Annotated in this window: 17 protein-coding genes; 11 read left to right on the forward strand and 6 right to left on the reverse strand. The window is 57.9% G+C overall.

All coding sequences use genetic code 11. The annotated features are described in order from the left end of the window. Positions 1–163: 163 nt before the first annotated feature. The 6 genes from B5F33_RS10445 to B5F33_RS10470 all read left to right on the forward strand — a co-directional run bounded on the left by B5F33_RS10445 (position 164) and on the right by B5F33_RS10470 (position 4,488). Positions 164–409, forward strand: a complete 246-nt coding sequence (locus B5F33_RS10445) for a hypothetical protein (RefSeq protein ID WP_087411759.1) — start codon at positions 164–166, stop codon at positions 407–409. Positions 410–1,016: 607 nt separating this feature from the next. Beyond that, entirely contained in the window at positions 1,017–1,412 is a 396-nt protein-coding gene (locus B5F33_RS10865; protein ID WP_143757988.1) for a hypothetical protein, read from the forward strand. An 85-nt stretch (positions 1,413–1,497) separates the two neighbouring features. Further along, entirely contained in the window at positions 1,498–2,349 is an 852-nt protein-coding gene (locus B5F33_RS10455; protein WP_087411761.1) for a hypothetical protein, read from the forward strand. Continuing rightward, the gene (locus B5F33_RS10460; RefSeq protein WP_087411762.1) at positions 2,346–3,059 is read left to right on the forward strand and encodes a hypothetical protein; all 714 of its coding nucleotides are present in this window, start codon (positions 2,346–2,348) and stop codon (positions 3,057–3,059) included. The genes B5F33_RS10455 and B5F33_RS10460 overlap by 4 nt, the downstream gene beginning before the upstream one ends. A 26-nt stretch (positions 3,060–3,085) precedes the next feature. Further along, positions 3,086–3,766, forward strand: coding sequence for an ABC transporter ATP-binding protein (locus B5F33_RS10465; RefSeq protein ID WP_087411763.1), 681 nt, complete (start codon positions 3,086–3,088; stop codon positions 3,764–3,766). A 185-nt stretch (positions 3,767–3,951) separates the two neighbouring features. After that, the gene (locus B5F33_RS10470) at positions 3,952–4,488 is read left to right on the forward strand and encodes a hypothetical protein (RefSeq protein WP_087411764.1); all 537 of its coding nucleotides are present in this window, start codon (positions 3,952–3,954) and stop codon (positions 4,486–4,488) included. Between the two features lie 122 nt (positions 4,489–4,610). Here B5F33_RS10470 and B5F33_RS10475 read toward each other — a convergent pair whose 3' ends face one another. From B5F33_RS10475 to B5F33_RS10500, 6 genes are all read right to left on the reverse strand, one after another. Then, positions 4,611–4,880: an NADP oxidoreductase gene (locus B5F33_RS10475; RefSeq protein ID WP_087411765.1), complete on the reverse strand. Its 270-nt coding sequence runs from the start codon at positions 4,878–4,880 to the stop codon at positions 4,611–4,613. Positions 4,881–4,885: 5 nt separating this feature from the next. After that, positions 4,886–5,146 (reverse strand): hypothetical protein, encoded by a 261-nt coding sequence (locus tag B5F33_RS10480; RefSeq protein WP_087411766.1) that lies wholly within the window; start codon positions 5,144–5,146, stop codon positions 4,886–4,888. Positions 5,147–5,355: 209 nt separating this feature from the next. Further along, entirely contained in the window at positions 5,356–5,586 is a 231-nt protein-coding gene (locus tag B5F33_RS10485; RefSeq protein WP_087411767.1) for a hypothetical protein, read from the reverse strand. Next, a complete protein-coding gene (locus tag B5F33_RS10490; RefSeq protein WP_087411768.1) occupies positions 5,583–5,846 on the reverse strand; it encodes a hypothetical protein in 264 nt (87 codons plus the stop codon). The genes B5F33_RS10485 and B5F33_RS10490 overlap by 4 nt, the downstream gene beginning before the upstream one ends. After that, positions 5,836–6,195, reverse strand: a complete 360-nt coding sequence (locus tag B5F33_RS10495; RefSeq protein WP_087411769.1) for a hypothetical protein — start codon at positions 6,193–6,195, stop codon at positions 5,836–5,838. The genes B5F33_RS10490 and B5F33_RS10495 overlap by 11 nt, the downstream gene beginning before the upstream one ends. 12 nt (positions 6,196–6,207) lie before the next feature. Next, positions 6,208–6,561, reverse strand: coding sequence for a hypothetical protein (locus tag B5F33_RS10500; protein WP_087411770.1), 354 nt, complete (start codon positions 6,559–6,561; stop codon positions 6,208–6,210). 407 nt (positions 6,562–6,968) lie between these two features. On the opposite strand from B5F33_RS10500, the gene B5F33_RS10505 reads away from it, so the two are divergent. From B5F33_RS10505 to B5F33_RS10530, 5 genes are all read left to right on the forward strand, one after another. After that, a complete protein-coding gene (locus B5F33_RS10505) occupies positions 6,969–8,423 on the forward strand; it encodes a MobA/MobL family protein (protein ID WP_158095363.1) in 1,455 nt (484 codons plus the stop codon). Between the two features lie 285 nt (positions 8,424–8,708). Further along, positions 8,709–9,014 (forward strand): hypothetical protein, encoded by a 306-nt coding sequence (locus tag B5F33_RS10515; RefSeq protein ID WP_158095364.1) that lies wholly within the window; start codon positions 8,709–8,711, stop codon positions 9,012–9,014. A gap of 2 nt (positions 9,015–9,016) precedes the next feature. Then, positions 9,017–9,451 carry a hypothetical protein gene (locus B5F33_RS10520; protein WP_087411774.1) on the forward strand — a complete coding sequence of 145 codons (435 nt, stop codon included), beginning with the start codon at positions 9,017–9,019 and terminating at the stop codon, positions 9,449–9,451. Between the two features lie 118 nt (positions 9,452–9,569). Then, positions 9,570–11,516 (forward strand): hypothetical protein, encoded by a 1,947-nt coding sequence (locus B5F33_RS10525; protein WP_087411775.1) that lies wholly within the window; start codon positions 9,570–9,572, stop codon positions 11,514–11,516. A 66-nt stretch (positions 11,517–11,582) separates the two neighbouring features. Beyond that, positions 11,583–12,125: ParA family protein (locus tag B5F33_RS10530; RefSeq protein ID WP_158095365.1), on the forward strand; the 543-nt coding region annotated here is incomplete at its 3' end.

Raw genomic sequence — 12,125 nt, forward strand, 5'->3', positions numbered from 1 at the left:
CTCTCGCAGCGGTTGAGTCGGAGATGGCCGAGCGCGATGCATCGTACTTCGAGGCGCAGATTCCGCTGCGAGAGGACATCAAGAACTACTTCGGGCACGCTTTCGGTAAAGACCTCTACGGGTACGAGGGCGTGTTCAAGGAGATCGAGGAGGCGCTTTCCTGATGGCTGTGCAGAAGAAGCCGAAACCGATAATCGCCCCGCAGCGCTCGAACGCCGGGCCGAATCTCATGGACAACCAAGACACCAAGAACAAGGGCGATGGCACCAAAGTCCCGAAGAGGCCGACAACGATCCTCCTGCCGGACGACCTGAAGCGCGAGGCCCAGGCATACGCAGAGAAGCGTGGAACGACCCTGACACGTCTCATCGTTGATGGTCTCAGATTGAGGATTTCGCAGGTAGACTAGCAATACATATGTATTTTATACATATGTATTGCTTTATGCTTCTAGCCATAAAAGGCGTGGGACGAGCAGATTGAAAGCAGGAGGTCGGTCTTGGCAGCTCCAGAAACGTCCCACCAGGCTACGCTGACGATCCGAAGCTCAAGGCGATTTTATGATCATGTTGGGCGAATCACGAGGCACTTAAGAACTTCTCTGGGAACTCGTTCGGTGACAACTTCGACAACCTCTTCGGTTGCGAGGTAGTCTACAAGGAGGTAAGGGATGGTCTTGAGGGTGGCGACTAAGAGGACGGTTGGGCGCATTGCTTAGTCAAACCCGAGTGGAACTCTCATGGGAAACCAAGGCATCAACGAGCGGAAGCGATCTATCAGCGCTTACATCGCCGATCACAGCGCTACCGTCTCGAGGACTATCATTGAAAGTCTCGAGATGCGCATGAAACTGCTGGCCATACGTAAACGCTGGGGTAAATTTACGGATGAGTGTTGTGAGACTATCTATCTGATTTTTGTCCATACACTTCAAAAAAATAGTGTATAATCTACAAATACTAATCGTGTGGAGGGCTGAGGAGAAGCTAACACCGATTTGAGGGAGTGTGACAGATGTGAGGTTTACTCACGCTCTAAAGGGAAGGCTTGCCATCATCTTGGTGGCCATGGGGCTCTTCCTTGGACTCGGAGGTATTGCGTATGCCTCGAGTGTCGATTTCGGATACACGCTTCCTGGATATCAGGAAAACGTTACTCTTAAGTCTGGTACGCGCGCGAGCTCGTCGTCCGGGGCGGGCGTAAACGTGACCAGGAACGATAACAACAAGAAGTTTTGGCTTTGGTGCGATGCTCCAAGCGTCAATACCCGTGTGACGAATTCGGTTTTGGTTACAGGAAAAAACTACTATACCCTTTCTTACTGGACACGTGGTTCGGGCAACGTGCATTTGCGCGGCTGCACTGACGGCTGGCAAGAGCCCAACTACGTAGCCGGTAACGTCAGCTTCTAACAGCAATCAACAACGCTTCTCCTCAGTCACTATATCTCAAAGCCTCACGGATTCGCTCCGGGAGGCTTTATCCATAGGAGCTGATATGAGGAATTTAGCTACTGTATTCCCCCTTCTTGTCCATAGACTTGTTAAGCGAACTGAGTTCAGGGTTGCCGTAACGGTATCGCTCGTGTTTGTGTTGGCGGCGTTTGCTGAAAGCTGTCAGCATTTTTACGGATCAGATATAGGAGACTTGCCATCACCTGCATATGCGTGGGCATGGAATATGGACGCCATGCAAATCAACTCAATGCGCGTTTATCTCTATTTCTTTATGCCGATCCTTTCGGCGTTGGTTTTTTCTGGATCAGCTAAGGAAGATATCAGGAGTGGGGTCGCATCGTGCATCGTAGTACGGTCTTCTGTCAAATCATATCTTATATCTAATATCGTCATCACATATTGCGGCGGTTTCCTGCTTGTGCTTTTTACGCTTGCCCTCTTGCAGCTTCTTGCCTTTATCGCGTTTCCCGTAAACGGGCTATACGGTGGCTATATGGATACTCCGATTTACCTCGACGTCATGCCGAATGATGGCCTCTTGTACGATCTCCGCATTGATAGCCCGTATATATATAATATGATATTTGCTGTGTGGTCGTCCGCGTGGGGGGGATTGTGCAGCCTCTTTAGTTTTGGTTTGTCGTTTCTGCTCAGGAAACATAAGACAGTTGCACTTGTCATACCAACGTTAGTGTCGCTTGCCTTGTTCCAGCTTTCTCCTCTTGTTTCAAGCTCTGTATATCAGCTACTACACTTTTCATACTGTTATCCAAACATCGACCGTCAGCTCAACGACCCGTTCTTCTTCGTTGTGTATCCGGCTGTGATTACGGCGTTGTCTCTGCTTGTCGCCTCCGTCCCTCTCTTCAAGGGGAAGGATGTTTTGCTATGAAAAGAATGGCTTGTCTGTTTTTGAATAGAAATTACCAAGCTCTTATAGCGATTGCCTTATTAATTATTGTAAGGGCTATACAATCTTTTGCCATAAAATCCGGAATCCTTATCGTTGGCGATTCGTTTGAAGAGGCGTATGAGTTTTGCAACGCCTCAAACATAGCGGCGTTTGTTTTGGTGCCGCTCGTAGCGGTCGCGCTTATACGTCCGGCTGGAATAATGGCTACGGAGCACTTTGCGGTATGGTCGCAGAGTCGTCAGATTGCCGCCTTCAGATGCTTCTTCTTCGTAATCGTTTTCGGTCTCTGCGCATCAATCGTCATCAACGCATCCGCCCTTTTGGCAATAGAAATTGGGTCGGCAATCCGAGTAAATTGTGCCGGTGTTGCGTTGTCAACTTTGATGCAGGGGATGGTATGTGCAATAGCATCAATGCTTTATATGGCATTCCTTTTGATTTCTGGAAGAGAAGCGATCGCCTTTATGGCGTGTGTGCTTTACGGTCTCTGGGATTTCATGGCGCAGAATGTTGTCGGTGGCGGAGTTCCCTCAATTGGATGGGGCTTGTCTATCGTTCTCGATACAACGCCGGCGTCTGATGCGATATTTCGTTTCGCCATTTTTGGGATGACTCTCGTCGCATTATTTCTGACCATATTCATCTGCTTCCTTCAAAAAGACTATATACCCGCGCAAGATGGTCGCTGACGCCCATGGAAAGGTCGTTGATCTCTATGGATGCCTATATCAATTCGGATGCTGCCAGCAGAAGTGACTTTGATGGGGGCGTCGTTTTAAGCAAAGTCTCAAAAACAATCAAAGGAAAACGCGTCTTGGACAACGTCTCTGTGTCGTTTCCTAAAGGAGGGATATCGGGTGTAAGAGGCCATAACGGATCCGGTAAAACCATGATGCTTCGTGCAATAGCTGGGCTTATACGGATCGATAGCGGATCTATCAGGATATTTGGAGAAGAATACGCGCGCGGCGACGTGTTTCCCAGCAGTATAGGGTTTCTGATCGAGCCGTTGAGGCTTTGGGATGATTTGTCGGGTCTTCAGAACCTTAAACTCTTAGCGTCAATTCGCGGGAATGCCGATGAGCCGGCAATTCGCGGTGCTCTGGAACGCGTTGGTCTCGATCCGGGAGACCGAAGGCAAGTGAGGAGCTATAGCCTGGGGATGCATCAGAGGCTTTGCATCGCTCAGGCGATTATGGAAAGGCCGGAGCTCATTCTTCTTGACGAGCCAACCAACGCCCTTGATGATGACGGAAAGCGACTAATTAGGGATTTGATTGTTGAGGAAAAAGACCGCGGAGCAACAATCATAGTCGTTTCTCATGACCTTAGCGAGCTCGATGCGGTTTCGGACATCCAATACCAAATGACCGATGGAACGATTCGAGAGAGATGACAGATATGACGAGGTTAAAGCTGCGGTCGATACCTTGGTTGGCAATATGTGTTCTACTTGTTATCGCATCTGTTTGTTGCGGGGCTATAACAAGGTCAAGCTACACGAATTACTGCAATGACGGAAAGCTTCCCACAGATCTTATCTACGCCGTTGCTCCATATTCTGCCGAAGAGGTTGCGAGAATGGATGGCGCCTTCGATGGTCTTACCGTTGCGGAGATGGAACAACGTGCCGATTTGATTGTTGTTGGAACCCTTAATGGACAGCGCGAATATGTGCATAAGTCTTTTTTAACAGGGTTCAACATCGAGAAAGTTATTAAGGGACCCAATCTGTCTGACTGCCGTTCAATTATGGTATTCGAACCGGTTGGAATCTATGACCGCCCCTCCGGTAAGACGCTCGTCCCGAGTGGTGCTTACATGCTTGGCGGAACGTTTATGCGTTCTGGTTCTACTTATGTTCTGTTTCTTAAACGCGCATCTGATTCTATATCGGATGCTATAGACGCCGATGGATTTGTCATGTTAAACAGTCCGTATGCAAAGCTGGCTGTTGATAATTATCCTTCCTATAAAATCGAGACGGATGCCGAGTACCGAACGCCGCTCAGCGAATATCTTGATTACGATGTAGTCGTTGCTGATAGGCAATCGCTTGAGATCTACCAATCCATTTGCAGTGATGCCAGTATGCTGATCAACGGTAAATCAGAATGAAGGATCGATCTCTACAGCCTCTAATCAGCGATAAGGAAATTGATGAGATGCGAACGTTGCGGTCGGTCGAACGATAGAACACTCTGACCAGCCGCAACGCTTGATTCGACAGAGCACAAAAGCTATACCTGTGCGGCAAGGTAGTAGTCGAGCGCATCTCGGTAGATCTCGGAGGTCTTGACGCCCCTGCTGCGGGCTATCGCAGCCACGCGTTGCGTATCACGCGCGTCGTAGATGACCGTCACGCGTCGTTTACCAACCGCATCGAGGTGTGATCCGGTGAAGACATCCCCACTGCCGCTCGCGTAGTCGCCTCTCTCGTAGGGTTCGGCCATAGCGTCGAGGTCGGCATCGGTGAGGCCGTGCTTCCTCATGTACTCGGTAACGTTCATGCTTCTCACCTCTCCAATCCAAGCTCGCGGAGCGTCTTGCCGCTCGGCGGGGTCATGCCGTGGAACACGAAGAAGAAGTCATCCTCCTCGTCGTACTGGTAGACCAGTTCGATGAGTCTCCCCCTGCCGTCGAGGCCGACCGCCAGCCACTCGCCGGTCGGTCGCTGTCGGTAGGAGATCATCCCGCGCATCGCGGCGGCAACGTCCTCCGGTGTGACCTCCGGGTGCCGTCGCGCAACCCTCGGGTGAACCCCTATCTTGCTCAAGGCGCCTCCTTTCAAAGTATGATATGACATCATATCATATAAAGATTGTACCCAAGTGTTGGCGCCTCGAAACGAAGCGTTTTCGTAGTTGGCTCCCATTGTTGAAATTTCTCAGATGGAGTGGATGAGGTCTTTCAATGAGTTGAAGGGCGTCTCGCGGTGACCACGAAAGCAGTGCGGAGCCTATATAGACCGTATAAAATCAGCCCTCATTCCGGCCTTACGTCGCACTCGGGGATGTGCTTGTAAAGGCAAGGCTCATCGTCGAAGTCGGGCGACGCCTCGACGAAGATGTCGTATGACCATTCGCAGCCCTTGAAGCACGCGCGCTCGTGTCCACGGTAGTCGATGATTTCAACGGTGCCGGTCAGTTCGTGGTGGTTTGTCTCGAATGCCACGACATCGCCGACCGAGAAGAAGTTGCTGTGCCTCGCCGTCATTGAAGATCTCCTGTCGTGATGACGAGACGGCGATCCTCCGCCCTCATCGAATCGACCTTGCAATCGGGAACGGTGTCTATGCGAACCTCGGCGCTAGCAGGCTTCTCCTCAGCCGCGTCTTCGATCTTCGGATAGAAATCGTTCCCGCTGTCAACCTCATGGTTGCTCAAGAGAAGAATTTCGCTGTCGGGGAACCGCACCTTTATGCCGTGGGGCTCATCGCTCCAATCGAGTGCGACGATGACATCGCTAACCATCATCGTCAAGAACCTCCCCGTCGTCCCCATAGGGCTCCTCGCGTTGCCAAAGCGTTTCGCCGTCAACGTCGAACCTGAGCAGCCCGTAGCGCTCGCCCGCCACTTCGAGGAATCCTGGAATCGTCTCCGGCGTCTCGCCGTCGAGCGCGAGCACGGCCCTCGGCGTCCCGCGCTCGCGCCTCCGCTTCTCCGGCTCTCCGCTCTCGCTGTACCCTTCATCGAAGTCGAGGGCGCTCCACAGCACGAGCTGGTTCCCGTGAACCTCAAGGGCTGCGTGGCTCGTGGTTGCCGACCCGTCGGCGCGCGTGTCCCACGACTCTATCCTGTCGGCGAAGACGAGCTTGACGTTCACTCGGCACCACCGTCATCGCGCGAGGCGCGCGCCCACGTGCCTCGCGATCTCGCTGTCGGGCTTCGCCAGCTCAGCCGCGAGCATCCGCCCGAGCCATCGGGCAATCGTCTCGTCGAGCTCTACGCGACCGGCCTCCGCCTCGATGGTCGCCGCGCTCGTGACGAGCCTGTGCGTGCGGGCCTTGCGCTCCTCGTTTCTAGCCTGCTGCTTGAGCTTCCTGAGTCTTTGCTCTGCCTCCGCGATCTGTTGGTCGATTGTCTTCCTGCGCCGTTTCGGCTTCTCGTGAGGCGTCTCACGAGAAGCCGTTGCATCGGGTCGAGGCGTCTCTTCCGCGAGTGACACGGCTGCTTCGTTTCCGTGGTCCATGTGTGAGCCTTTCCTAGTGCGTAAACCTTATGCGTATTGTACCCGTTGCGAGTGGGTATCATTCACTTACCAACAAGGGTAAGTGCGCACTTAGTTCCAACTTACTCGCTGCGCTGCGTGAGTTGGAACATCGCGTGCGCGCCTGCGGCGGGCCACTCCGCTCGTTGGAACTCGCTGCGCGTCGCTCGCGCTCCTTGCCCTCCGCCCGTCTCCCTGCGGCTTGCGGCCACGCTCGCCTATGGGTAACGGGCTGCGCGCGGGCGAGCCCGCTTGCCCTCCGCGCCGCGTGCGGACGTTCGCGGCTTCGCTCACGTCCGACACGGGGCGCTGCGCGCTCGCTCCGCTCGCTTGCGGAGGCGGCAGAGCGCCGCTTCCGCTCCTGCCCATCGAAGGGAGGCCTCCGCTCCGTGGCAATCTACCACCTCAACGTGCGCGGCGTCGCGCCCTCGCGCGGCTCGTCTGCGGTCGCGTCGGCCTCCTACCAGAGCGGCCAGACGCTCGTGGACGAGCGCACGGGCGAGCGCTGCGACTACGCGCGCAAGGAGCGCGTCGTCGGCTGCGGCATCGAGCTGCCTGACGGCGCGCCCGCGTGGGCGGCAGACAGACAGCGCCTCTGGAACGAGGCGACGCGTGCGCACGGCGGCCGCACCGAGCTCGTCGCGCGGCGGTGGGAGTTCGCCCTCCCGCGCGAGCTCTCGCCCGAGGAGCGCCGCCAGTGCGTCATCGACTTCTGCGCCGAGCGCACCGCGAATGGCCGCGCGTGCGACTGGGCGATACACGACGACGGCGACGGCAACCCGCACGCGCACGTGCTCGAGACGGCGCTGCCGCTCGGGGCGGACGGGTTCGAGCGGCCCGCCTCGCCGAGGAGCGAGAAGTGCTACCTCTGCCGCAACGAGCGCGGCGAGGAGCGTGTCATCCCGTCCTCGGAGTGGAAGGCCGTTAAGGGCGAGTGGGCGAAGGTGTTCCGCTACGAGGTCGGCGGCGGGGAGGTGCGCCTCACCAAGGCCGAGGCCAAGGAGCGCGGCCTCACGAACCAGGACCGGGTGAGCACGAGCCCCGTCGCCACCATGCAGAGGGTCGGCGGCGGCAACTCGCTCGAAGACGCCAAAGCCGAGCTTCGGGCGGCGCGCAAGGCGTGGGCCGACATCGCCAACAGGCGGCTCGCCGAGCACGCGGAGCGCACGAACACGCCGCCCATCGCCATCGACCACCGCAGCTTCGCGGAGAGGGGGATCGAGTACGTGCCGACCGTCCACGAGGGGAGTCGCCCGTCCCCGGAGCGCGTCGCGCAGAACGCGCGGGCGCGATCCGTGAACGCCGCCATCGACCGCGTGGCCGCGCAGCTCGCCGCGCTCAAGGTTCGCGCCGTTGCCTGGTTCGCGCGAAAGACCGACGCCGTCACCCAGCGGCGCGAGGCGTTCATCGCGCGGCACCGCGGGCTGATGATGCAGACAGCCGCGCGTGCGCGCGGCCTCTCGGTCGCCCGCGAGATGGCGCGGACGGTCGGGCGCGAGATAGACGCCGTGTTCTCGCATCGGAGCGACAACCACTTCGCCGAGCTTGAGGCTGTGCTCGCGGCGCGAGGCATCGAGATGGACTTCACGGAGGGGAAGGGCGACCTCTCCTTCTCGAAGGGCGGGCAGACCGTCACGGGAGCCGAGATTAGGAGGCCTCTGCGCGAGCTGGTGGCCATGAGCCGCGAGGCTGGCAGGAAGGTCAGCGCCGAGGAGCTTCGCGGCATGGCGGCAAGGGAGACCGCCAAACTCGCCCGCGATGGCGAGAAGGCACAGGGGAAGAGGCCCGAGCGGGGGCGCACCGTCACCGTCGAGCTTGACATCGAGAACAGAATCACGAGGTAGACGGAGGCACGGAGATGGGGAAGTTCGACAACCTCAGCCAGGACAACCTAGGAGCCATGGCCGACAGCCTTGAGGCGACGGCGCAGCTCAAGGAGCGCGCGGCTCGCGAGCAGATGCGGACGGCCAGGGACATGGCATCGGTCGCGGCCATCGCCAAGGAGATGCACGGGGCGCTCGTGGAGAACACCGAGACGATGCGCGACATGAGTGCCGCCGTCGAGGGGGGCCGCGGCGCGCGCCGAGGACGCGAGCAACGCGGTGTTCGCGCGCGTCGAGGAGCGAGCCGTGGACACCCTCAAGGGCATCGACCACGCCGCCAAGCTCGCGATGGAGAACAGCCAGAGAAGCGCGGAGGAGGCCGTCAGCGCCCTTGAGACGGCACGCAAGGCCACGATTGCCGCGACCGTGGCCGTGTGCGCCGTGGCGTGCCTCGCGTGCCTCATCGTGCTCCTCGTGGCCGTCGGCGCGATGTGGCTCCAGTTCGAGGCCGGGGCGGCGTGGATCTCCGGGTACGGGTGGATCGCCTTGCCGCTCGCCATGATCGGGTGCGCCGCACTAGGCGCATTCATCGCGCGCAAGGTGGAGGGGTAGCGATGGACGACCTCGGCCATCTCTTCCGGCTCTTCGAGATCGGGCGCATGGACCGTCGCGAGCTCGAGCGCCTGCTCGCCGACCTCGACGCCGAGGATCGCCGGAGGTCGTCCAGCATCGGCGACATGGAGGCGTGGGCCAGGGCGGCGGCGGAGGTCGGCAACGTCGAGCGCCTTCTCGCCGACACGCCCAGACCGAGTTCCCGCCGCAGATCCGCCGGGGGTCGAAGGCGCTCGGTGACGATTGACATGGAAAGCTACGAGAGGAGCAAAGCCTACCTCATGGAGCTGAGCGAGGAGGATGCAGCCCGCGACGAGCTGCGAGAGGCCGCGAGGAGCCGTCTGAGGCACTTTGAGAAGCGGGACGGCTATCAGTACCGTCAAGCTAGCAAAACGCCTCTAGAGCGATACTGTGGGCTTTTGGAGCGTCAGGGGTAGGTTGTGGCCCCAAAGAACTGTTATACTTTCTATTGTTCATATTACACCCCTCAATTCTGAAAGGGGGATGGGGTAAGGGAAGGGGAGAGCCGCCTTTTCTTGAATTTGGAGGTTTGCCTTGTCTTCTGGCCGTGTTGCTCCCGACCGTCCGACTGTGCGGATTAACCCTCTTGAGATTCGATCATCGTCGCTTCCCGATGAGCAGAAGGAAGCCCTTCTTGCCTTTTGGAACGAGCGACAGCTTGCCGACGAGAGGGAGCGCCGCGAGAAGGAGTTCGCCTATCAATCAGAGCAGGCCCGGATTGTTCTGGAACAGCCTGGGTGGTGCGAGATTCGCGCCGATTGGCTTGACCAGGCACGAAGTGTGCGTGATATGCAGGAGTGGGATATTGAGCGTTCGGCCAGGACGTATGTCTATGATCCGGAGGGCAGGGAGTACGATCTTCTCTCGCTGCCAAATGACGTTCCGACAATCCATCAGTTCTATCGAGATCTCTATGGAACCGAGGTTTCCGCCCTCCAGTTCGAGGCCTGCCCCATCCTCGTTAACCATCGCGATCGGAAGCACCCGTATCAGGTCTACGACGATTACTCGACGTTCATTAAGGCTGTCGAAAAGGAGACATCATTCATCTACCTCGGTAAGTTCTGGGAGCCGACCCACAGGGACGGCCTCAGGTACCCGGTCTCGAAGAAGAACGCCATGACGCACATCAGCGGAGTGTGCGTGGACATAGATCGCGTCGAGGACGAAAAGGGCCAGCACTTCCAGGCGAGCTGGGTGATGGAAAGCCTCTTCGAGTTCCTAGAGGGCAACGAGGAGATCATGCCGAACTATCTCATGCTCTCCGGTACGGGAATCCAGCTCTGGTACGTGTTCGGCGATCCCATTCCCCTTCTGTCGAAGTCAGCGCCGAGGCGGGCGAAGTACGACTCCTTCATCAAGCGCCTTTACGCCTATTTCGATGAGAGACTTCCGAAGAACAGGTTCAAGGTCGATAAGGCCTGCGCCGCTTACAACCATGCCTTTCGCGCTCCCGGTTCCCCCACTAAGAACGGATATCCGACGCGGCTCTTCGTCAGAGGCGGAGTTGACCGCGTCCCGTCCGACCCAATCGCCATATCCGATTACATCGGAGGTGACCTGAAGCCCCATGACGTCGGGGAGTGGGATCCGGTGGGGCTTGCCGCCGTTAACGGCGGCAAGGGCGGCGGCAATTCTCCCGCAAGCGAAAAGCAGCTCGCCTACATACGTAAGCTGCACGACATGGGGTGCATCGATGACGAGACGTTCGACGCTGCCGAGGACATGAGCATCGCCGACGCCGACGCGGCAATCAAGCGTGGGGAGAGTTCCTTTGTCCGCGGTGTTCACTGGCGCGAGACAGGCGGCTACGTCACGACCAGCCACGGGCACACGATAAGGCTCAAGCCTCGTTACCGGCCTCTGTATGACAACGTGCTCAGGAGGATTTACGAAGAGACCAAGCCCGGGTCTCGGTACATGGCCATGTTCGTTCTCGCCGGATACGCGTATAACTGCAACGTCTCGGAAGCCGCACTCAAACACGACCTCGAAGCCTTGATGAACAGCGAGTGGGGACGTCGGCCCTCGCCGACCGACGGGAAGCCCATCAACTCAAGGGACGTCAACTCAGCGATAAAAGGCTATAACCCAATCGGATGTCTGCGACCAACAGAGGTTGCGGAGGAGCTGCTGGGATGGTCGTTCGGGCTCAAGGCGAAACGGAACTGGCGGACGAGGAAAGAGCATCTGCAAGCTGATTACTGGCTTGAGGAGCAGGGGGACGGCAGCGTTAAGAGGGTGCCGAACAAGGCCCGAACCGGCCGCGAGGAGGCGCTCAGGCTCAGGCGTGAGGACGTCGCCGAATCGAAGGTGAGGAAACTCGCCGAGTTCCTGATGGCACATCCTCAGGCGTCAAAGCGCTGGGCGGCGAAGGAGTTGCACATGTCCCCGCCGACCGTCCAGAAGTATTGGGCCGGCGCTTGCGAGTCTGCCGGGATCAAGGACGTCAGAAGCGGAAACCATTCACCAATCTACTGAGCATACACGCTGGTAAATGTGGTATACGTATGTATGTTATACGTATGTATACATATGGAGGGCATCGTGATAATCCCGGTTCTGAACATCAAGGGCGGCGTCGGCAAGACGACAACCGCCATAGCCCTCGCGACCGCAGCAGTGAGGGCGGGACACGAGGCGAAGGTGCTCGACGCCGACGAGCAGGGGAGTGCGACGCTGTGGGCCGACACGGCTGAGCAGGCCGGTGAGCCGCTTCCGTTTCCCGTCGATCCGATAAACGCGACGAGGATAAAGGCGCTCAAGCCGGATGCCGACACGTGGTGCTTCATCGACTGCGCGCCGTCCGGCAAGGCTCTCGACGCGGCCAAGGAGAAGGCTGACTTTCTCGTGATACCGACCACTCCGGCGGGCCTCGACATGCAGCAGACGTGGGTGACCGCCGAGAACCTCGGCGAGTCGGGCAAGCCCTACGCCGTGCTCCTCACGCGAACCCGCCCGCACACGCTCGCTCTCGCAGCGGTTGAGTCGGAGATGGCCGAGCGCGATGCATCGTACTTCGAGGCGCAGATTCCGCTGCGAGAGGACATCAAGAACTACTTCGGGCACGCTTTCGGTAAAGACCTCTAC

Source organism: Collinsella sp. An2, assembly GCF_002160065.1.
Lineage (GTDB): Bacteria > Actinomycetota > Coriobacteriia > Coriobacteriales > Coriobacteriaceae > Limicola.

Bases quoted from the DNA above. Each gene is read 5' to 3' on its own strand.
- B5F33_RS10445 (WP_087411759.1), top strand. From the start codon at position 164: ATGGCTGTGCAGAAGAAGCCGAAACCGATAATCGCCCCGCAGCGCTCG.
- B5F33_RS10455 (WP_087411761.1), top strand. From the start codon at position 1,498: ATGAGGAATTTAGCTACTGTATTCCCCCTTCTTGTCCATAGACTTGTT.
- B5F33_RS10460 (WP_087411762.1), top strand. From the start codon at position 2,346: ATGAAAAGAATGGCTTGTCTGTTTTTGAATAGAAATTACCAAGCTCTT.
- B5F33_RS10465 (WP_087411763.1), top strand. From the start codon at position 3,086: ATGGATGCCTATATCAATTCGGATGCTGCCAGCAGAAGTGACTTTGAT.
- B5F33_RS10470 (WP_087411764.1), top strand. From the start codon at position 3,952: ATGGATGGCGCCTTCGATGGTCTTACCGTTGCGGAGATGGAACAACGT.
- B5F33_RS10475 (WP_087411765.1), bottom strand. From the start codon at position 4,880: ATGAACGTTACCGAGTACATGAGGAAGCACGGCCTCACCGATGCCGAC.
- B5F33_RS10485 (WP_087411767.1), bottom strand. From the start codon at position 5,586: ATGACGGCGAGGCACAGCAACTTCTTCTCGGTCGGCGATGTCGTGGCA.
- B5F33_RS10490 (WP_087411768.1), bottom strand. From the start codon at position 5,846: ATGATGGTTAGCGATGTCATCGTCGCACTCGATTGGAGCGATGAGCCC.
- B5F33_RS10500 (WP_087411770.1), bottom strand. From the start codon at position 6,561: ATGGACCACGGAAACGAAGCAGCCGTGTCACTCGCGGAAGAGACGCCT.
- B5F33_RS10520 (WP_087411774.1), top strand. From the start codon at position 9,017: ATGGACGACCTCGGCCATCTCTTCCGGCTCTTCGAGATCGGGCGCATG.